Annotated in this window: 23 protein-coding genes and 1 other RNA gene; 14 read left to right on the plus strand and 10 right to left on the minus strand. The window is 42.6% G+C overall.

Translation table 11 applies throughout. The features are described 5' to 3' along the window. Positions 1-29 precede the first annotated feature (29 nt). The 4 genes from ENLAB_RS06930 to ENLAB_RS06945 all read left to right on the plus strand — a co-directional run bounded on the left by ENLAB_RS06930 (position 30) and on the right by ENLAB_RS06945 (position 2589). Positions 30-1307: a replication-associated recombination protein A gene (locus ENLAB_RS06930; RefSeq protein WP_244353206.1), complete on the plus strand. Its 1278-nt coding sequence runs from the start codon at positions 30-32 to the stop codon at positions 1305-1307. 85 nt (positions 1308-1392) lie between these two features. After that, positions 1393-1587, plus strand: a non-coding RNA gene (gene ssrS / locus ENLAB_RS06935) — 6S RNA. A gap of 167 nt (positions 1588-1754) precedes the next feature. Then, the gene (locus ENLAB_RS06940; protein WP_010749034.1) at positions 1755-2045 is read left to right on the plus strand and encodes a hypothetical protein; all 291 of its coding nucleotides are present in this window, start codon (positions 1755-1757) and stop codon (positions 2043-2045) included. Between the two features lie 64 nt (positions 2046-2109). Next, the gene (locus ENLAB_RS06945) at positions 2110-2589 is read left to right on the plus strand and encodes a universal stress protein (protein WP_077452339.1); all 480 of its coding nucleotides are present in this window, start codon (positions 2110-2112) and stop codon (positions 2587-2589) included. Between the two features lie 284 nt (positions 2590-2873). Here ENLAB_RS06945 and ENLAB_RS06950 read toward each other — a convergent pair whose 3' ends face one another. Next, the gene (locus tag ENLAB_RS06950) at positions 2874-4454 is read right to left on the minus strand and encodes an ABC transporter (RefSeq protein ID WP_244353208.1); all 1581 of its coding nucleotides are present in this window, start codon (positions 4452-4454) and stop codon (positions 2874-2876) included. Continuing rightward, positions 4455-5210 carry an ABC transporter ATP-binding protein gene (locus tag ENLAB_RS06955; protein WP_005227750.1) on the minus strand — a complete coding sequence of 252 codons (756 nt, stop codon included), beginning with the start codon at positions 5208-5210 and terminating at the stop codon, positions 4455-4457. Positions 5211-5480: 270 nt separating this feature from the next. On the opposite strand from ENLAB_RS06955, the gene ENLAB_RS06960 reads away from it, so the two are divergent. The 3 genes from ENLAB_RS06960 to abc-f all read left to right on the plus strand — a co-directional run bounded on the left by ENLAB_RS06960 (position 5481) and on the right by abc-f (position 9378). Further along, a complete protein-coding gene (locus tag ENLAB_RS06960; protein WP_081117824.1) occupies positions 5481-7481 on the plus strand; it encodes a KUP/HAK/KT family potassium transporter in 2001 nt (666 codons plus the stop codon). A gap of 80 nt (positions 7482-7561) precedes the next feature. Further along, entirely contained in the window at positions 7562-7690 is a 129-nt protein-coding gene (locus tag ENLAB_RS16870; RefSeq protein WP_005233423.1) for a hypothetical protein, read from the plus strand. A gap of 104 nt (positions 7691-7794) precedes the next feature. Continuing rightward, positions 7795-9378, plus strand: a complete 1584-nt coding sequence (gene abc-f / locus ENLAB_RS06965) for a ribosomal protection-like ABC-F family protein (RefSeq protein ID WP_244353209.1) — start codon at positions 7795-7797, stop codon at positions 9376-9378. Between the two features lie 94 nt (positions 9379-9472). Here the strand turns inward: abc-f and ENLAB_RS06970 are convergent, their stop codons facing one another. The 8 genes from ENLAB_RS06970 to comGC form a co-directional block, all read right to left on the minus strand. Next, positions 9473-10933, minus strand: coding sequence for a peptide MFS transporter (locus ENLAB_RS06970; protein WP_081117826.1), 1461 nt, complete (start codon positions 10931-10933; stop codon positions 9473-9475). Between the two features lie 357 nt (positions 10934-11290). After that, positions 11291-12475 carry an acetate/propionate family kinase gene (locus ENLAB_RS06975; protein ID WP_005233419.1) on the minus strand — a complete coding sequence of 395 codons (1185 nt, stop codon included), beginning with the start codon at positions 12473-12475 and terminating at the stop codon, positions 11291-11293. A 24-nt stretch (positions 12476-12499) separates the two neighbouring features. Then, complete coding sequence (locus ENLAB_RS06980) at positions 12500-13504, minus strand: class I SAM-dependent methyltransferase (protein ID WP_081117827.1); 1005 nt, start codon at positions 13502-13504, stop codon at positions 12500-12502. A 176-nt stretch (positions 13505-13680) separates the two neighbouring features. Next, positions 13681-13992, minus strand: a complete 312-nt coding sequence (gene comGG, locus ENLAB_RS06985) for a competence type IV pilus minor pilin ComGG (protein ID WP_244353210.1) — start codon at positions 13990-13992, stop codon at positions 13681-13683. A gap of 13 nt (positions 13993-14005) precedes the next feature. After that, on the minus strand, positions 14006-14431 hold the full coding sequence (comGF, locus tag ENLAB_RS06990) for a competence type IV pilus minor pilin ComGF (RefSeq protein WP_077452346.1): 426 nt from the start codon (positions 14429-14431) through the stop codon (positions 14006-14008). Further along, the gene (locus ENLAB_RS06995) at positions 14421-14735 is read right to left on the minus strand and encodes a hypothetical protein (RefSeq protein WP_077452347.1); all 315 of its coding nucleotides are present in this window, start codon (positions 14733-14735) and stop codon (positions 14421-14423) included. Before ENLAB_RS06995 ends, comGF begins: the two co-directional genes overlap by 11 nt. Then, positions 14716-15189, minus strand: coding sequence for a competence type IV pilus minor pilin ComGD (gene comGD / locus ENLAB_RS07000; protein WP_244353211.1), 474 nt, complete (start codon positions 15187-15189; stop codon positions 14716-14718). Before comGD ends, ENLAB_RS06995 begins: the two co-directional genes overlap by 20 nt. Further along, positions 15164-15394, minus strand: a complete 231-nt coding sequence (gene comGC / locus ENLAB_RS07005) for a competence type IV pilus major pilin ComGC (RefSeq protein WP_244353212.1) — start codon at positions 15392-15394, stop codon at positions 15164-15166. The genes comGD and comGC overlap by 26 nt, the downstream gene beginning before the upstream one ends. Positions 15395-15482: 88 nt before the next feature. On the opposite strand from comGC, the gene ENLAB_RS07010 reads away from it, so the two are divergent. The 7 genes from ENLAB_RS07010 (at position 15483) to ENLAB_RS07035 (ending at position 18372) form a co-directional block, all read left to right on the plus strand. Further along, positions 15483-16100, plus strand: a complete 618-nt coding sequence (locus ENLAB_RS07010; RefSeq protein WP_213357303.1) for a DUF4352 domain-containing protein — start codon at positions 15483-15485, stop codon at positions 16098-16100. A 152-nt stretch (positions 16101-16252) separates the two neighbouring features. Next, the gene (locus ENLAB_RS07015; RefSeq protein WP_142434609.1) at positions 16253-16543 is read left to right on the plus strand and encodes a DUF5960 family protein; all 291 of its coding nucleotides are present in this window, start codon (positions 16253-16255) and stop codon (positions 16541-16543) included. Between the two features lies 1 nt (position 16544). Further along, positions 16545-16814, plus strand: coding sequence for a hypothetical protein (locus ENLAB_RS16950; RefSeq protein ID WP_439711692.1), 270 nt, complete (start codon positions 16545-16547; stop codon positions 16812-16814). Next, the gene (locus ENLAB_RS07020) at positions 16732-17001 is read left to right on the plus strand and encodes a hypothetical protein (protein ID WP_244353213.1); all 270 of its coding nucleotides are present in this window, start codon (positions 16732-16734) and stop codon (positions 16999-17001) included. The genes ENLAB_RS16950 and ENLAB_RS07020 overlap by 83 nt, the downstream gene beginning before the upstream one ends. A 122-nt stretch (positions 17002-17123) precedes the next feature. Further along, positions 17124-17537 (plus strand): hypothetical protein, encoded by a 414-nt coding sequence (locus ENLAB_RS07025; RefSeq protein WP_118215254.1) that lies wholly within the window; start codon positions 17124-17126, stop codon positions 17535-17537. 9 nt (positions 17538-17546) lie between these two features. Then, positions 17547-18095, plus strand: a complete 549-nt coding sequence (locus ENLAB_RS07030; RefSeq protein ID WP_118215255.1) for a hypothetical protein — start codon at positions 17547-17549, stop codon at positions 18093-18095. Beyond that, a complete protein-coding gene (locus tag ENLAB_RS07035; protein WP_118215256.1) occupies positions 18076-18372 on the plus strand; it encodes a hypothetical protein in 297 nt (98 codons plus the stop codon). The genes ENLAB_RS07030 and ENLAB_RS07035 overlap by 20 nt, the downstream gene beginning before the upstream one ends. The last annotated feature ends 408 nt before the right edge of the window (positions 18373-18780 follow it).

Genomic DNA, 18780 nt, shown 5'->3' on the forward strand with positions numbered 1-18780 from the left:
TACTTACAGGAAAAGGAGAGGATCGTTTTATGCAGCAGCCACTTGCTTATCGAATGCGGCCACGGAACTTAGATGAAGTCGTCGGACAGCAGCATTTGGTTGGCCCGGGGAAAATCATTCGCCGAATGGTCGAAGCCAAAATGCTTTCTTCGATGATCCTATACGGACCGCCGGGAACCGGAAAAACCAGCATTGCCAGTGCGATCGCCGGCTCGACACGCTATGCGTTTCGCATGCTGAACGCCGCCACAGATACAAAAAAAGACCTGCAGATCGTGGCAGAGGAAGCCAAAATGAGCGGTACTGTCATTTTATTGCTTGATGAAGTCCATCGACTGGACAAGACAAAACAAGACTTTTTACTGCCCCATTTAGAAAGCGGCAAGATCATTATGATCGGTGCCACGACGGAAAATCCCTACATTACGATCAATCCAGCGATTCGCAGTCGGACACAGATTTTTGAAGTCAAACCGCTCCAAGAAGAAGACATTTTGACCGCCATTGATCAAGCCTTAGCAGATGAAATTCGCGGACTTGGATCAGAAACCATCGTATTGACCGATGATGCCCGCTTGCATCTCTCGCGAGCGACCAACGGTGATTTACGAAGTGCGCTAAACGGCTTAGAGCTCGCTGCTCGTTCCACCCCAAAAGGACCAGACGGCATTATTCATTTGACCTTAGCGATCATCGAAGAGTGCGTCCAGCGTAAAGCATTGACCCACGATAAAGATGGGGATGCGCACTATGATGTGATCTCTGCTTTTCAAAAATCGATTCGCGGCAGCGATGTGGATGGTGCGCTGCATTACTTAGGTCGTTTAGTAGAGGCAGGCGATCTGGCGATCATTTGTCGGCGCTTGATGGTCATCGGCTATGAAGACATTGGTTTAGCTAACCCAGCAGCCGCTGCTCGAACCGTCAATGCTGTGTTAGCCGCTGAACGTTTGGGCTTGCCAGAAGCTCGGATTCCGTTAGCCGATACAGTGGTCGATCTATGTCTGTCACCAAAATCCAACTCTGCCTACATGGCATTGGATGCAGCGATCGCAGATATTCGCAGCGGTAAAGCTGGCGATGTCCCGGATCATTTACGAGACAGTCATTACAAGGGTGCCCAAAGCTTGAATCGGGGTGTTGGCTATCAATACCCACATAATTTTGATGATGCCTGGGTCGATCAGCAATACTTACCTGATAAGCTGAAAAATACTCATTATTACCAACCAAAAGCCACTGGTAAATATGAGCAAGCCTTAGGTCAACGGTACCAACAATTGCAGCAGCGAAAGAAAAAAAACTAGGTACTTAAAAAAAATAGCGACTTTTTGGTATCGTTTTCAAACAACTTTATTGCACCTTCGTCATTCCTATGCTACTATAAGGGTGGGAATTCTGTGATGTACGAGTTGTCCCTTTTGTGTGTTGACCGAACATTTTTATTGATATCTTGGGATCCGTCTTGTGTCAATGCTGGTAACATGCCTTTTCCTTTGGTAGTTCGAAGCTTAGACCGTGGAACCCACCTGCTAGAATTTGCGGGATCAATACTATGGGAAAAAGAACGGCATCAACGGATATTACCCATTCTTTTTAGAATGTGCCATCTGTTTTTAACAGATGGCTTTTTTGCGTTTTCTAACCGATAGCAACAGTGAAACGTCCTTGCCTGACATCAGAGTAAGGGTGGCTTTTGCTATTCTTTCTAGGGTTCGCTATACTAAACTTATCAACTTAGGACAGGATGGCGTATGTTTATGATTCTTCTATTATTTACGATCGTGGCACTGGTATTATTCGGCACCAGTTATTTGCTTTATGCCAAACAAGCGATTTTTTTCACTTTGATCCCTACCACCGAGGCGAATAAGGTCTTCTTAAAAACCTATAGTCTCATTCATTTCCTTTTAGGCGTGGTGGCATTGGTTGTGGGCTTTGTCGATAAGGAGCTGATTGCCTTGTTTTATTTGGCTTTATTGCTGCTCTCTTCCGCATCTTTCAGCATCTTGCTGGCACAAAAAATGAAAAAAAAGAAAGATTAGGTTTTCTTTTTCCAGAAAAAAGCATTACAATAAAAGTAGAAGATAACAGATGGGAGTGTTTCTTATGTTACAACAATATCAACGAATCATGGTAGCCGTCGATGGGTCTAGCGAGTCAGAATTAGCCTTCAAAAAAGCCGTGAACGTGGCACAGCGGAATGATTCTGAATTGGTTTTAGCACATGTGATAGACACTCGTGCCTTTCAAACCGTTTCTTCTTTTGACGGCATGCTTGCTGAGCAAGCAACCGAAATGGCCAAACAAACCTTGAAAGACTATGAGGATTATGCCCGCAAACACCAAGTAACTGCTGTCAAAACAGTGATCGAATATGGCTCGCCAAAACCGATCATTGCCAAACAATTGCCCGAAGATCACGACATCGATTTGATTATGATCGGTGCCACTGGGTTAAATGCGGTTGAACGAATCTTTATCGGTTCTGTGTCTGAGTATGTCATTCGCCATGCTGGCTGTGATGTGTTAGTTGTACGGACAGATCTAGAAAACAAATTACCAGAAAAAGACCACACCAAAGCTTGATAGTGAGACGACCTGCCGACGAACGGCAGGTTTTTTTGTGCAAAAAAAAACCGTGACAAAAGCAAAAGAGGCAACGAGCACTTAGGTCTCATTGGACTTTTTGCCTTTGGTCACAGCTCTTTGACAAGTCGGTTATCCAAACTTGTACAGCAAAAAATGAAAGCAAAGTAATAGGTACTCCTATCTAACCATGTTTCCTTTTGATTGTAAATAGTTTTTCTGAATTTTCTGAATAAATAGTCAATTTACCCGTCGTTTAATAAAAAAGCAAAGCGTCGTTTCCCTTAGGAAAAACGACGCCAAAATCTGTATTGATAATGGGCTATCCAGAGGCCGCTGGTCAAGAGGATCACGAAGAAAATCGGACCATTCAATAACCAAAAATCAACCGAAGTTGCAGCAAAGCCATAAAGGATGATAACAATGACGGAAAGAAATAGCGTTGCGATCGTTCCAATGGCTAACCCAAGACTCCCCGCCCCTCTCGTAAACAATTGACTGATGTTGGTCCAATCCAAAAGCAGCAGCCGATAATCACGAGCAAAATATTTCAAGCACAAAAGAAAACTGCTCCAAAGTGCCCCAACTAGAAAAGAGACAGCCAAAATCAGCGGCATTTTGAACAGAAGGACTGCTGCCAGCACGATGACTGCCGTTAAGCTCAGTTGCAAAACGACGCCAAAACGGAATTTTTCCCGCAAGTAGCGCTTCATCGATAGCGGCAAGGAGCGGACAAACAAGAAATTCTCCTGATCCAGTGAGATCAAATTACTGATAAAAGAAGTCGGGTTGACCATCAATGCTGCCAAGGCGATCCCCGCCACAAAAACGACACCGATAAATCGCTCATCCAATTCACTTAACTGAATCGCTCCTGTAAACACAAAGGACACTAAGAAAATGATGGGCATCAGCAACGAAGAAGAGAAGACTTGCATAATCAAATTCGGATCACGGATCAACTGCGAATTGTAATTAAACAACTGCTGGCCCAAGCCTTGATTGGGTTTATGCTTCCGGCGAACACTTCCTTGGTTGGGCGCCGCGGCTGCCACTTGCTCATAAAACTTCGGCAAGATCAACCGATAGAGGGCAAAAAGCAACACGCCTGCTGTGGCGATGATCCCTAGCAAGCTAAGCAAACCAGTTGTTTGAAACGGCGCCACCATCACATAATAAAAGGGCAATAAAAAGCTGATCGCTCCTCGGTCTACCACGTCTGCCTCGTAGGTATTCACCTGATTCATCATTAAGACCCCGATCACAACAACCAGCATCGTCACGCCTAGCAACAAACTAGTGACCAATTTTTTATGCTTCAAGAAAAACTTAGTCCGCGTCAGGCTGAAGACGATCAAGCTGCAAATGCTGAAGATCAAGACTAAAAACAAGCCGAACAGCAAAAACGCCCATAAGATCGTCAGCAAGAAAAAGACGTTTGCCCGAATCCCTGTCAGGAGAAATAAGACCAACAGAGGAAAAATAAACGGCGCAACGGTGAGAAATACCACCACGATTTTTGCCAGAAAAATTTCACTCTGTCGAAAGGGCAGCGGCAAATACGCTGGCAGGTCTTGACTCTCGAAAAAGACATTGTAAATAGACGAAATCCCTTGGGAAAAGCCTAAGATCCCGAACAAAGCGACATAAGCGGTAAAAAAGCCTGGCATCTGACTAAAATCCAATGTGATCATCGTCAACCCATAGACTAGCAAAAACACTACCCCAGAAAGCGCATATTGAAACAACAAATAACTGGTCAAGGTCGAACCAGCCTTGCCTTTTTTGCGGGCTTTGTCTGTTAGTTGGGGATTGGCATACCGCAAATTAACGGAGGTCAGCGTCAGAAATTGTTGTTTTCGCATCTACGCTTCCTCCGCTTCTGCAAGAATCGCTTCTTCTTGACTTCTCCCAGTCATTTGCAGATAGATCGTTTCCAAAGAAAGCGACGGATGCTGTGCCAGCAAATCTGCCACTGAGCCATTGTACAGTAGCTCGCCTTTTTTCAAAATCGCCAATTGATCACACAACTGCTGGGCGGTGTCCAAGACATGGGTGGAAAAAATCACGGTCTTGCCCTTGGCAGCGTGCTGTTTCATCATTTCTTTTAAATCATACGCCGCTTGGGGATCTAAGCCTTGTAATGGTTCATCCAAGATCCAAATGTCTGGATCGGGGATCAATGCCCCAATCAGCAGTGTTTTTTGCCGCATTCCATGGGAAAAGCTGGCGATGGTCTCTTCTTCATGAGACAGCATATCAAACAAGCGCCCTAATTTTTGCAAACGCTCAGCCTTTTCCGCTGCTGGCACCTCATACGCTGCGGCAATCAAGTCCCAATACTCCCCTGCTGTTAGCTGTAAAAATAAATCTGGTGTGTCCGGCACATAAGCAATTTGTTTTTTTATCGCTTCCCGATGTTCCACGAGGGATTGACCATCAAAATAGATTTCTCCACTCGTTGGCTGCAAAATACTCACTAAGCTTTTGATCGTAGTCGACTTCCCTGCCCCGTTGTGTCCCAGAAAGCCAAAGATCTCCCCTTGACGGATCGTCAGGGAAAGATCAGACAACGCTTTTTTTGGTCCATATTGTTTCGTCAGATTCTTGATCTCAATCATTTTCCTGCCTCCTTATTCCATACCTATTGTTATCTTACGCTGAAAAGCAGGAAATGAAAAATGTTTATTGCCATTTTTAGCAAATAGATTGACAGGAGCTGCAAAAACAAAGATAATAAGAGCACTTTAGGGGAGTAGCACATGGATCGTTCCATGATCTTAGATCAACAGCAAGCGGGAATCCGCTGGTTTAAGATGTTTCTTGCAAGACCTAAGTGGCAAGGGGCCGCTTAGGTCTTTTTGCAGTTTAAAATGGAGGGAAAACAGTCAATGAGTTCAAGCAAAATGAAAAAAGTGACCGCCGGCGGACTTTTAGTCGCCATGGGGGTGGTCTACGGTGATATTGGTACGAGCCCACTTTACGTAATGAAAGCCTTGGTGGAGGACAATGGCGGACTACGCACCTTAACACCTGATTTTATCTTAGGCAGCGTCTCGCTCGTCTTTTGGACGCTGACCTTGTTAACGACGATCAAGTACGTCTTGATCGCATTAAACGCGGATAACCATGGAGAAGGCGGGATTTTTTCCCTTTATACCTTAGTTCGTAAAAACAGCCGCTATTTGATTATTCCAGCAATCATCGGGGGTGCAGCCCTGCTAGCAGATGGCGTGTTGACGCCGGCCGTGACGGTGACCACTGCCATCGAAGGATTACGAGGGATTCCAGTCTTTTTTGATCGCTTCGGCAATGACCAATCGATCATCGTCGGCATCACCTTAGCAATCTTATTGGTCCTCTTTGCCCTGCAGCGCTTTGGGACTGAGTTTGTCGGCAAAGCCTTCGGACCGATCATGCTAGGCTGGTTTACCTTCTTAGGCATCGTCGGGGTGATGAACTTTGCCGGTGACCTTTCGGTGATTCGCGCCCTTGATCCCCGGTATGCAATCAATCTGCTCTTTAGTCCCGATAACAGTTCCGGGCTCTTTATTCTCGGCAATATCTTTTTGGCAACGACTGGTGCAGAAGCCCTCTACTCGGACTTAGGTCACGTGGGTAAGAAAAACATTTATGCCAGCTGGCCCTATATCAAAATCTGCTTGATGCTGAATTACTTTGGTCAAGCGGCGTGGTTGCTGCAAGTCTATCAAAACCCGACTTATCAAGAAATCGAAAACTTGAATCCATTTTTCCAAGCGTTGCCACAAGGATGGACAGTCTTTGGTGTCAGCTTTGCCACCCTCGCTGCCATCATTGCTTCGCAAGCCCTGCTGTCTGGCTCCTTTACCTTGGTTTCTGAAGCCATCAAGTTGAAACTATTGCCGCGGATGCAAATCATCTATCCGGGGGCGTCTATCGGGCAAATGTATATTCCTGCCTTGAACACCTTGTTGTGGATCGCCTGTTCCGGCGTGGTCTTATTCTTCAGGACTTCTACGCATATGGAAGCCGCTTATGGATTGGCCATTACGGTAACGATGTTGATGACCACTGTTTTGCTCTATTTCTACTTGCACCAAAACAAGAAGACTCGTTTCTTGGCACCGTTCATCACGCTCTTTTTTGCAGTGATCGAGGGCATTTTCTTTATCTCCAGTGCGACCAAATTTTTCCACGGCGGTTACGTTGCCATCTTACTAGCCTGCCTAATCATCGGCGTGATGCTGATTTGGGAATGGGGCAATCGTATTCAAGAAAATGCTGCCGAAGAAGTTGCACTTTCTACCTACATCCCTCAATTGAAACAGTTGCGGGAAGATGATTCTTTGCCATTATCTCAGACGAATGTCGTCTTCATGGTTCCTAAACTGCAAGACGATCAGATCGGTCAGCAGTTCATCTATTCCATTTTAGACAAACGGCCGAAGCGTGCCAAAGTGTATTGGTTCGTCAATGTAGAAGTCACCGATGAACCCTATACGAAAAAATATGAAGTTTCGATGGCAGATACCGATTTTATCGTTAAACTAAAGCTTTATCTCGGCTTTCGGGTGCCGCAAGAAGTCAATCTCTACATTCGCCAAATCATTCAAGAATTGATGAAAGATGGTCGCTTGCCGCTGCAGCCGCAACGCTACTCCTTAACGCCTGGACGCAATGTGGGTGATTTCCAATTCGTGATGATCGAAGAAGAGCTGTCGAATGCAACGGCATTAAGCAAATGGCAGAAGCAAGTCATGCAGACGAAGCTTTTTATCAAACGCCATACGATTTCGCCGGAACGCTGGTTCGGCTTAGAATATAGTGATGTGGTTCATGAGACCGTTCCATTGGTCATCGGTCAGATGAAAGAAAGCTCTCTGACAGAATTACGCATCGAGGAACGCTAAGAAACCGCCAGTCCTGGTTGAACTTTCTGATACTTTCAGGTACACTGAAAAGACAAAGATACAAAGGAGGGAAAACGACCATGATGCGCATGACTAAAATAACAAGTAATGAAAATTACCAACGATACCATATCGCATTTAGCCATGCAATTGGTTTTACAGTTGCTGTTGACGGTACGAGTCTGTCCAAAACAGTGAAATTTACGTAAAATCAATGGCCATCTCAAGGTATTTTTCTCGAAAGAATCTGAGTTTAAATAACACTGGCCATGGGTATCCATGGCCTTTTTGAGTGGTCTCAAGGAGAGAGATCATGATCATACAAGCAATTGCTATTAAAAAAACCATCGGCGGGAATCCGTTATTTGAGGAGTTATCCTGCCAAATCGAAGCTGGGGAAAAAATTGCCCTAGTCGGCATCAACGGAACGGGCAAATCAACCTTTTTACAAATATTGACTGGCGCTGAAGGCGTCGATAGCGGCGTTATCAGCCGCCAAAAAGGCTTAAGGATCGGGACGGTCGAGCAAGAGCTGACCGTTTCTGAAGCAACCGTTATCCACTACCTGCTCCATTCTGCTGCTAACATTCAAGAACTCAAACAACAAATGAGTCATTACGAAGCCTTGATGGCAGAACCCAATACTGATTTAGAGAAGTGTCTGATCCGTTATGGCGAGTTGCAGCAGCGCTTTGAAGAGTTGGGCGGTTATGGATTAGAAGACCGAATTTCCGCGATCTTACAAGGCTTAGGAATTCCCCAGCGACAGGACGCACGGCTAACAGAGCTTAGCGGTGGCGAACGGGTCAAAGTCGCTTTAGCCAAAGTGCTAGTTGCCGATGCTGACTTGCTGTTACTGGATGAACCAACCAATCACTTGGATCTTTCAAGTATCCGCTGGTTGGAAAATTATTTACAGAATACGAAAAAAGCGATCCTAGTCGTTTCTCACGATCGGCACTTTCTTGATCAAGTCACCACCAAGACCTGGGAACTGGAAGAAGGCGCCTTGATTGAGTATCCTGGGAACTATAGCCGATTTCGTGTCTTGAAAGAAGCTCGCTTGGCGGAGCTGACCAAAAATTACGAACTGCAGCAAAAAGAAGTCCAGCGACTGAAAGTCATGATTCGTCGGTTTCGTCAGTGGGGCCATGAAGGAGACAATGAATCCTTCTTCAAAAAAGCCAAAGAATTGGAACGCCGCCTAGCGAAACTTACACTGGTCAAACCGCCAGCGCCCCCGAAAAATCGGCTGCAAGGCTTGGCAAATGGCGGAAAATCGGGCAAAGAGGTGTTCATCGTTCGCGACTTGCACCAGCAATATGCCGATCAGCTCCTATTCAAAGACAGCAGTTTTGCGGTCTACCGTGGGGAGCATCTAGCGATCATCGGCGACAATGGTACCGGAAAATCAACCTTACTCAAGTTACTCCTCGGTGAGGAAATTCCCAGTGGCGGCACCATCAAGCGCGGCAGCAGCTTACAAATCGGCTATTTGCCCCAGCAACTGCAGTTTGCCGCCCCCGAGAGCCGTTTGTTGGCCTACGTACAGACGTTGACAGGAAACGAAGAAACGGCTCGCCGACAGTTAGCTAAAAGCGGTTTTTATCAAAGTGATGTGGCCAAACGAATCAAAGATTTATCTGGTGGTGAAAAAATCCGTTTGGCGTTACTGAAACTCTTTTTAGAAAAAATCAACGTCCTGATTTTGGATGAACCAACCAATCACCTCGACAGCTATGCCCGAGAAGAAATTGAAGAAATGTTGCAAGAATATCAAGGGACCCTGCTGGCAGTCAGCCATGACCGCTACTTTTTACAGCAGCACTTCCAAGAAGCCTTAGTTATTGAACAGCAGCAGATCACGCGCCAATCTCTGAGTCCCTTGATTGACTAAGACATTGATTCACAACAAAAAACTTGATTTTCCGCCTATGCATTGATTGAACAACCAATGCATACGGTAGGAAAATCAAGTTTTTATTTTTTGATCAATGAATGTTGCCGATCAAGTTGCGGATCGGTTTTCTAGCTAAATACAAGATGATGCCGACAACAACGGCTACTCCGCCGACGATGCCATAGTACATCCCTTCTGTTTGCGGTGTGTAGAACCGAGCGATTTGCGCATTGATGGCTTGTGAAGACGCGTCTGCTAGCAGCCAAATCGCCAAGGTTTGTGCTTCGAAGGCTTTCGGCGCAAGTTTGGTCGTCACCGACAAGCCCACCGGTGAAAGACACATTTCCCCAGCAATCATAATGAAGAAGCTCAATACTAACCATAATGGGCTGACCCGTTCTTCTACTCCAAACAAAAGGCTTGGCAGCATCAATAAGAGAAAAGACAAACCGGCTAAGACTAAACCGATGGCAAACTTCACTTCTGTCCGCGGTTGACGAGAACCTAGTTTGGTCCACAACCAAACAAAGACAGGTGTCAGTAAGACAACAAAAAGTGGATTTAAGGTTTGATACAAACTTGCTGGAATATTGATGCCGAATAACGTTGATTGCGTACGGTCAGCGGCAAACAATGCCAAGATCGATGAGCCTTGTTCTTCTAAGGACCAAAAGACGATCGCTGACAAAAACAGCGGAATGTAGGCCAATACTTTTTTCTTTTCATCTGGTGTGACATCTTTCGAACGCAACATTTTGGTAAAGTAGTAGATTGGTAAGAAAATACCTAGAACACTGATAAAGTTGATGAAGAAATCAACCGTCAGATGCCCCGTTGCAGCTGCTGCGCCAAACAACACTGCCAATGCGAGAAGAACCAGAACGACTGCTCGGAAGAAGGTTTTCTTTTCGGCTGCCGATAAAGGATTCGTTGGCGCGATCGCTACACTTTTCAACGTGGTTTTTCCTTGCACATAATACTGCACCAAACCGATAAACATCCCGATAGCAGCAACGGAAAAGCCTAAGTGGTAGTTAACTTCTTGTCCTAAGATCCCAACGATGATCGGTGCTAACAAGCCGCCGATATTGATCCCCATATAGAAAATCGAGAAACCAGCATCCCTACGGATATCGTCTTTGCTGTACAAATGCCCCACCATACCCGATACGTTGGATTTCAATAGTCCGGTTCCGATGACGATCAGCATCATGGACACAAACAACGCTGGAATCCCTAAAGGTGTTGCCAAGACGATGTGTCCTAACATGATCAAGATCCCACCATAAAAAACGGATTTATTTGATCCTAAAAGACGGTCCGAGATCCAGCCGCCAACAATGCTTGACATATACACTAAGGAACCGTAAATCGACATGATCGCCACAGCCGTTCCTTTTGGCAACCCTAAGCCGCCGTTGGCAACTGCATCGTACATGAAGTACACCAAAATCGCCCGCATACCATAATAACTGAATCGTTCCCACATTTCCGTGAAGAATAACGTCGACAGCCCACGCGGCTGACCTAAAAATGTTTTTTCTTTTTCCATATGAATGGCCCCTTATAAAAATTAGTGAAAATAAAATAGCAGAATTTTTCTGAAAATTCACAAATGCCAGTTTATTCCCATTTGGCAACTTTTACAAGGGAATTTCCCTGAGAACATCCTACAAAAAAGGAGGGAAATTTAAATTCAAATGAAAGTAAAATGAGAAGCCTTCTAAATAAGTCCAGTATGAACCACTTTTCATATGTATAATTATTAAATATTCTGTTTAAAAAATTAGAAACTGGTCTTCACCAATTTTTACCTCTGACACCATTTTTTTTGATTTTCATACAAAAAAGCACATGCAAGTATTTTCTCTTGCATGTGCTTCCTCTTCTATTTAAGGATTGCTTTGGCTTAGCCGCGTAAACGTTCCACATCGCGAGCGATCATTAATTCTTCATCTGTTGGGATCAAAAGCACTTTGACTTTTGACTCTTCAGTTGAGATCACTAATTCTTCGCCGCGTTTTGCATTTTGATCGGCATCTAATTCGCAACCAAACCAAGTCATGCCTTTGATGACTTCGCTACGGACGTGGGCATCATTTTCACCGATACCAGCAGTAAAGACGATCGCGTCAACGCCATTCATGGTTGTGACATAGCCACCGATATATTTACGGATCCGGTCAGTAAAGACATCATAAGCAACTTTGACTTCTTCTTTGTCGTAGTTTGCTTCTAGATCGCGCATGTCACTTGAAATACCAGTTAAGCCTAATAAACCAGATTTTTTATTCAAAACATCCACCATTTCATCGATGTTCAAATCTAATTTTTCCATTAAATATGGTAAAACAGCAGGATCGATGTCACCTGAACGTGTGCCCATCGTTACACCAGCTAATGGCGTGAAGCCCATTGAGGTATCCACTGATTTTCCGCCGTCAACCGCAGTGATCGACGCACCGTTCCCTAGATGGCAAGTGATGATTTTTAATTCTTCGATTGGTTTGCCTAACATTTCTGCTGCACGCTCAGAAACATAACGGTGGCTTGTACCGTGGAAGCCGTATTTACGTACTTTAAACTCGTTATAGTACTCTAATGGCAAGCTGTATAGGTAATTGTGTTTTGGCATCGTTGCATGGAAAGAAGTATCAAAAACAGCGACACTAATGATTTCTGGCAAGATTTTTTTGAAAGCAGTGATCCCCATCAAGTTTGCTGGATTGTGTAATGGCGCAAATTCAGCCAATGCTTGGATGCGTTCCATCACTTCGTCTGTAATCACAACAGAATCAGGGAAATCTTCTCCGCCGTGAACGACACGATGGCCGACACCAGTGATTTCATCATAGGCACCTAAAATGTTTAATTCGATCAGTTGATCCAATAACATTTTTACCGCTACTTCGTGATCGTTGATGTCGATGATTTGTTCGAATTTTTGATCTTCCCCATATTTGATGGTAAAGATAGAATCTTTCAAACCGATTCGTTCAACGATTCCTTTAGCGACAACTGTTTCCTCTGGCATTTGATATAATTGCCATTTTAAACTTGAACTTCCAGCATTGATTGCGATTGTTTTTGACATGATGATCTCCTTATCCGAATTATATTACAGATTTGCTGCTTTCCAAGCCGCAAATTGTTCAAAAAGTTTTGTGATGTTCTTTGGTTCTTTCAGTGAGGCTAGCTTGACCAGCAAGACTTCGTCTGCTTGTTTGCTTGTCCCTCCATGGTTTTGTAAAAGCAAAATACTTTTACGTGAATGTTCATTTTTAAAGAGTTCTTCAGGAAGCTGAATCATTCCTTGCAAATAAACCTTTTCTTTCAGCCATTTTTTCAAAAATTCACTCTGTTCTGTTTCCAAGAAGTTGCTTGGTACTAAGAACAAACCGTACCCACCTGCTTTGACATAGTTCATCGCTTGTTCCATCAGCAAATGATGGGCGTAACTGTGTCCTTCAGGAGCCGCTGTAATGAAACTTTGGGCTTTTTCATCTTGTGGGTAATAGCCCACCGGTAGATCGCTGATTGCCAGATCCATTGGTTCGATCAATAGCTCTTGTAAGCCATCTTGATGGAACAAATGCAAAGGCGCTTTGGTCCATTCCCCCGTTGCAGCTGCGATCGCCAACAAGGTTTCGTCAATATCCACACCGGTTCCTTCTACTGGCCGCTTGGCTAATTGTAGATTCAGCAAGACTGTCAATAAGAGATTCCCCATGCCTACCGATAAATCCAGAAGTTTCACTGGTTGGTCGGCACTACTCAACTGCTCGATCAAATAGACGAATAAAAACCCAAGACTATCTGGTGTCAGTTGGTGATTGGCCTGCAGGCGCTCCGTTTGGCTGCCTTTCAACAAAACCAACTGCGCAAGCTTGCGTTTTTCTTCTGCCGATAGTTCCATTGCTCGAATTTCTTGATAGATGGTTTCTAAACGAGTAGCAGTTGCTTCATCAGGTACCCCATCGATCACACGAACTTGGTATTGATCAACAAAATTTTCGATCGTCTCTACGTAAGCATCAAAAAAAGACGTTTCCAATGCGTTTTGAAGCAATTGGATCGCTTCAACGGTCAAATGAAAAGACGTTTCCATTTTTTCTGCGGACATCTTGCACCTCTTTTCAAAACTATAACAACATATATACCTGTTTAATTTTAGCCGATTCATCCAAAATAATCAATCGCTTTCGTTTAGAATAATTTGTGAAGCTGTAAACATTCTTTTTCTATTTCTGTATGAAAAAGGATGGTCGAAACAACCATCCTTTCCCTGTACTATTCCTCTTAGTCTTCTGTGTCTATTTCAGGCTGTTCTTCGGGTAACAAAAAGGTAAATGTAAAGCGGCGGCTTTTGACATGGCACTCGATCTGTAAGACCTGTCCTTGCCGTTCATAGGTCAACTTTCCCACATTATAAAGACGTGACCCTTGATCAGCCATTTCGTTTTGCAAGAATTCCGCATGGAACAGTTCACTCATGATGCGAGCTTCATAAGTTTCAATGGTTTTTGTATAAAAAAGTGCCGTTGTACGACTATTTTCTAACACCAGTAATAGCATCAAACTCATCAGCTGTACAAACAATAGTGCTGTCAATAAAATACCGCCCTTATGCCGCCTCTTGTGTGTGAATTTTCCATTGCCCAATTTTTTGCTCTCCATTCTCAAAAGAAACGGTAAAGCGGATCGCTGCGCCAATTTTCTCAAAAGACACATCCGCTACTTCTGTCAATAGTGGTTGATAGCCATTGTTGTCCCGTTTCCGCAGCACGCGATTGATGCGATCGATCGTTACCGAATTGTTTTGACTGCTTCGCAAATATAGCGTCGTCTCGCTGACTGATAGATAGGTACAGGTACTTAATTCCCGTTCCAGCTGAAGCAAAAACACATGCCACTCTTGATCTTTGCGAGCCATGATCTGCTGATTGACCGGTGCCAGGTGCTTGACGATCCCACTGATCATCAATAAGCAGATCGCCAATACCCATAAAGACAACAGGCACTCCCACAAAGTAAAGCCTTTACTCTTCATACAAAATCTCCCAGAGCTGTTCGCCACTTTGGATGCGTGCCTGTTGATGCTGCGCTGCTTGCCAAAAGCGAACTTGATAGACCGCCTGACGCTGCGTTGTGTAGGTGATGGCTGAAGAATCAAAGGAATGGTTCTGGACTTCTTCATACAGCACCCTCATCATCTGGGCTTTTTCCTGCAATGCCGCACTTTGAGCAAGTACAGCAGCCTGCATCACTAAAAACAATAAGATACACGTTGCTAACACCCCAAACCCCATCAGGCTTTCGGCCAAGATATACCCGCTATTCAACGATTTTTTCATAACGGCCACTCCCAAATAAAAACTTATAGCTGATGGTTTGCTTTTTCTCCTGCCAATAAAAAACGATCTTTCGCAGACTGCTGTTGTTGCCAGATTGACTACTGAACAGGATGTCGGGAAACGCCTGCACCTCTAGCTGTGAAGGAACTTCAATCTTCGTTACCGGCTCAGTTGCAGCGCCATAAAATGAAACAGTTGGCGTTGGCTCTGCTTGATAGACGGCCCGGGTTTGTGTGTTGTCGATGATGGCCGTTTGCTGTAAAGTGTAGAGCCCTTTTTCTAAGCGAGCACAAAAGCCTAAGACTTCGGCAGATTGCTGATAGTATTCAATGGCCACAACAGGGAAAAAGAAAAACATACTACTGACAAGAAGGACCAAAAGGCTTTCTATTAAGGTAAACCCAGCAAAAGAGCGCCATTGACAGTCTTCAGTTCCCCTGCTCATAAATCGCATATTGTTCCTCAGATACATACCCTTCAGCAATCAATTCTTCTCTCGAAGGCTCCCGATTTTCATTCAGACGGAAGAGTTCGATCTGTGTTTCCACTACTTTCACGATGGCCGCATTTCCTTTCTCATCAATGATTCCTCTTTGACTGGCAAGATTTGGGACAAACAATAAAACCAAAATACTGATCACTAATAAAACGACTAGCATTTCAATGAAAGATAGTTAATATACTTATATCATCTCGATGTGTTTTTCTGATACAATAAAGGAAAAAGTAGAGGAGTTTATAACGAACATGAAAAAAGTTTATTTGGGTGTTTTTATTGGTATCAATTTATTATTCTTATCGGCTTGCTCAAGTCCCGAAGATGAGAAAACAGTTACTCAAGGTTCTGCCACTGCTCAAACCGAATCAATTGTTGAATCTTCTGCTGAAAATACTACTGAAAGTAGCACCGTAGAAAGCAATAGTGCCACCGTGGACCGTGCCGAATATTCAGCGAATTTTTCAGAAGATTGGAATGGCCTGACTACGAACATCAATAAAGTAGTGATTGTAGAACTATCCGATGATGAGATTGAAATGCAAGGTCTAGAAAATAAATACGCTGTTCAAGTATATTTCGAAATTACCAACAATTCGGACATGGATTTTGATACTTATCCAGACCAAGCAACAATGGTTGTGGAAGGTCAGCAAATCGAAGCTGAGATGTTCTTAAGTGATAGTATTGGTGGAGAAATCTTAAGCGGTGTAACAAAAGAAGGAATTGTGACATTTTCAGTACCTAAAATAGAAGATGTTAGCAACGTTTCTAATATTCGATTGAAATGGTCGGCTAGCTACGACACCGAAAATTACGACGAGGATAATTATAAAGATTTTGATGTCACATTCGATTTGACTAAATAATTCATGAATGGCAGAACTTAAAATACGGTTGTTTGAATTAAACAAACTCACAAAATTGCTCCTACCTTATTTGGTAGAGAGCTTTTTTTTATTTTCTGTTCGCTTTACAAAACGAACGTTTGTTCGTATAATTCTTGCAAGGAGTGATTGATATGCAAATACCACTTGCGCACCAACGGACATATGCGCTAGAACGCTACTACTACGAGTTTATTGAGAGGATGGGTCCAGCGCACCTGCTATATGATCAGTTTGTTCGGACGATGGAAAATTTCGGGAAACCATATTTCACTGTACCCATCAGCTATAGTCATTATTCGGAAGAGTTGGCTTTTGTATTTAAAATAGACGGCGAAAATTATCTGTTCGATCACGTTAGAACGCAAGACAAGATTCTCCGAAAATACGACCCTAACACAAAGTATAAACCCGGCGGCAACTGATATGAACATAATCAGTCAATATGAGCAAGGCTACCTATCTTTTTCTGAGTTTATAAATGATTTTCCGGACAGTATTTCTGAGTCACAGGAAGCTTTATTCGGAGCAAAATGTGTCGAGTTTTATGTTGATGTCACGTTAGGCAAAACAGATTGTCGCTATTATGTACAAGCTTATGGAGGCGGTTGTTATGAAAACGATGAAAGGCTATGTTTCGAAGATACGTGTGTTGAAGATGAGCAAGACCCCTTTGGTGCGGTTCTCTTTGGATGATGTAAACTGTTTGATTGCTGCACATAGTTTGAACTTCTTGGCAGATGTGGATGAGGGAATGGAGATCGTTGTCGCTGGTGAGTTTAACGATCGGAAGCAGTTTGTTGTGAAGAAGTATTCGGTGATTGGTAAGACGAAGATTATGATTGAATTTGAAGCAATGAAAAAAGCTCCCTACTCTAATTGAGTAAGGAGCTTTTGTTATAACATAAAATTGTCAAACCGTCTTATACAAACATTAGTTCCTCTTGTTTTCCGTTTCATTTAATAAGTATAATGTAAGTAAAATTTTAAAAAGGAGTTTTTAGAATGTACGGTAATATGATTTTGGCTCAAAATGTCACACAAGACCCTCAAGGAAATGGCTATTTCATCAACAATCCAACAAATAGTTTTTCTTTATTAAGCACCCCTGCTCTTCATAATTTAGCATTACTATTTAATGTTTCTGGAATTGATCCCAAAAAGAGCCATTCCTTGAGCTTAGTTTTAAAAAGCAAAACAATAAATAGGGTTGTAATGAATGAAATTATTCCTGCGCAATTCAACAGTTTTAATAATATTGATGATAACCCTGACACCGTTTTTTCTATGAATGCTAATATCGCTTTAGGTTCACTTCAAATTGATCACCTCGGTAGATTTGATTTAACTTTGTATATAGATGATATAGAAATTTGCTCTTCACCATTGTTCTTCACCCAAGCAAAAGCAATTGAATAGGTGGTTGAAATGACTGATTGTATGAAAGAAGAAGATGCTAAAGATATCGGTGAAAACATCTCAATCGTCACTCCTGAAATAATAATTTCCTCACCCTCGAAAATTGAAGATGTGAAAATCAATTTCACAAAATCATCGATGAATAATCAGCTCAAATTTGAAACTAAATCTCCACTAGGGCACAGAGTAGTTTTGAAAGAGAGTACATGGACACAACACGTAATTAAAGATCATCCAGATAGATTTTTTTATGAAATTGAATCAAATTTTTCTCAAATAGTTGGTGTTTTATCGGAACCGACAATAATTGCTGACGATAAAGACTTTTCCCCTGAAAATGTACGCTTGAATTATTTAGGGAATGTTTTAATTAATAATAATGGCAAATTGACCCTAAAAGATGTTAAAATAGTTACAGAAGTAACGACAGATTTTAAAGTAGATTTTAAAAACCCATCGACTTGGACATACCAAGAGATGGTTACCTGCATCGTTCAAACTAAAAATAAAGAAGACTTTTCAGATAGGAGGCTGCATTATGTACGAAATTATGTATAAAGATTTTATTGCGGACGCCACTCTTATCGTGAACTATGACACTTCTTACGACTACCTTACGTTTTATATTAAATCTTCTGGTAACACAGATTATATTCAAGCTAGTGATCACATTTATTTAATAATAGACTTAGATTCTTCTAAAGTTATAGGCGTTAAAGTTTTTGGATTTTTAAATTATTTTTCCTTAAAGGAATTAAATAATTTAGAATATCCTAACGTAGCGAAAACAATTAAAACCCTTTATAATAGAATTTCAAATAACCCCCTACTCTAAAGAGTAAGGGGTTATTTTATGTGCTTTTAGAACTCGAAACTGCGGCAGAAAGATTATGAGCCGTCTGCTCAAAAATAACCCACCCTCAAGGAGAGTGGGCCTGAAAAAAGATATAAAATGAAATAGCCCCGGTCAAGGCTATGATTTCATTCTACAAGAACATAGTTTTTATTTCAACAAAAAGTCCACCCTATTCTGCCTAGAGTGGACCAAAAGAAAAGTAAACATATGAAAAATTGGATTGGTTGGTATGATTCTACATTACATCCATTATTAATTAAATTCAACAAATTTATGACGATTTTCTAATCAATAATATCTATTACATTGAAACAATGCTAAAATAAAAAAATCGAAGAGTACTAGGCACACTTCCCCAAGCATTACCGCCTAATACTCCTCGTAGAG

The organism is Enterococcus innesii (assembly GCF_022846515.1).
Taxonomy (GTDB): domain Bacteria; phylum Bacillota; class Bacilli; order Lactobacillales; family Enterococcaceae; genus Enterococcus_D; species Enterococcus_D innesii.

Coding starts and splice junctions, on each gene's coding strand:
- ENLAB_RS06930 (WP_244353206.1), top strand. CDS start 30: ATGCAGCAGCCACTTGCTTATCGAATGCGGCCACGGAACTTAGATGAA.
- ENLAB_RS06940 (WP_010749034.1), top strand. CDS start 1,755: ATGTTTATGATTCTTCTATTATTTACGATCGTGGCACTGGTATTATTC.
- ENLAB_RS06945 (WP_077452339.1), top strand. CDS start 2,110: ATGTTACAACAATATCAACGAATCATGGTAGCCGTCGATGGGTCTAGC.
- ENLAB_RS06950 (WP_244353208.1), bottom strand. CDS start 4,454: ATGCGAAAACAACAATTTCTGACGCTGACCTCCGTTAATTTGCGGTAT.
- ENLAB_RS06955 (WP_005227750.1), bottom strand. CDS start 5,210: ATGATTGAGATCAAGAATCTGACGAAACAATATGGACCAAAAAAAGCG.
- ENLAB_RS06960 (WP_081117824.1), top strand. CDS start 5,481: ATGAGTTCAAGCAAAATGAAAAAAGTGACCGCCGGCGGACTTTTAGTC.
- ENLAB_RS16870 (WP_005233423.1), top strand. CDS start 7,562: ATGATGCGCATGACTAAAATAACAAGTAATGAAAATTACCAACGATAC.
- abc-f (WP_244353209.1), top strand. CDS start 7,795: ATGATCATACAAGCAATTGCTATTAAAAAAACCATCGGCGGGAATCCG.
- ENLAB_RS06970 (WP_081117826.1), bottom strand. CDS start 10,933: ATGGAAAAAGAAAAAACATTTTTAGGTCAGCCGCGTGGGCTGTCGACG.
- ENLAB_RS06975 (WP_005233419.1), bottom strand. CDS start 12,475: ATGTCAAAAACAATCGCAATCAATGCTGGAAGTTCAAGTTTAAAATGG.
- ENLAB_RS06980 (WP_081117827.1), bottom strand. CDS start 13,504: ATGTCCGCAGAAAAAATGGAAACGTCTTTTCATTTGACCGTTGAAGCG.
- comGF (WP_077452346.1), bottom strand. CDS start 14,431: ATGAAGAGTAAAGGCTTTACTTTGTGGGAGTGCCTGTTGTCTTTATGG.
- ENLAB_RS06995 (WP_077452347.1), bottom strand. CDS start 14,735: ATGAAAAAATCGTTGAATAGCGGGTATATCTTGGCCGAAAGCCTGATG.
- comGD (WP_244353211.1), bottom strand. CDS start 15,189: ATGCGATTTATGAGCAGGGGAACTGAAGACTGTCAATGGCGCTCTTTT.
- comGC (WP_244353212.1), bottom strand. CDS start 15,394: ATGCTAGTCGTTTTATTAGTGATCAGTATTTTGGTTTTATTGTTTGTC.
- ENLAB_RS07010 (WP_213357303.1), top strand. CDS start 15,483: ATGAAAAAAGTTTATTTGGGTGTTTTTATTGGTATCAATTTATTATTC.
- ENLAB_RS07015 (WP_142434609.1), top strand. CDS start 16,253: ATGCAAATACCACTTGCGCACCAACGGACATATGCGCTAGAACGCTAC.
- ENLAB_RS16950 (WP_439711692.1), top strand. CDS start 16,545: ATGAACATAATCAGTCAATATGAGCAAGGCTACCTATCTTTTTCTGAG.
- ENLAB_RS07020 (WP_244353213.1), top strand. CDS start 16,732: ATGAAAACGATGAAAGGCTATGTTTCGAAGATACGTGTGTTGAAGATG.
- ENLAB_RS07025 (WP_118215254.1), top strand. CDS start 17,124: ATGTACGGTAATATGATTTTGGCTCAAAATGTCACACAAGACCCTCAA.
- ENLAB_RS07030 (WP_118215255.1), top strand. CDS start 17,547: ATGACTGATTGTATGAAAGAAGAAGATGCTAAAGATATCGGTGAAAAC.
- ENLAB_RS07035 (WP_118215256.1), top strand. CDS start 18,076: ATGTACGAAATTATGTATAAAGATTTTATTGCGGACGCCACTCTTATC.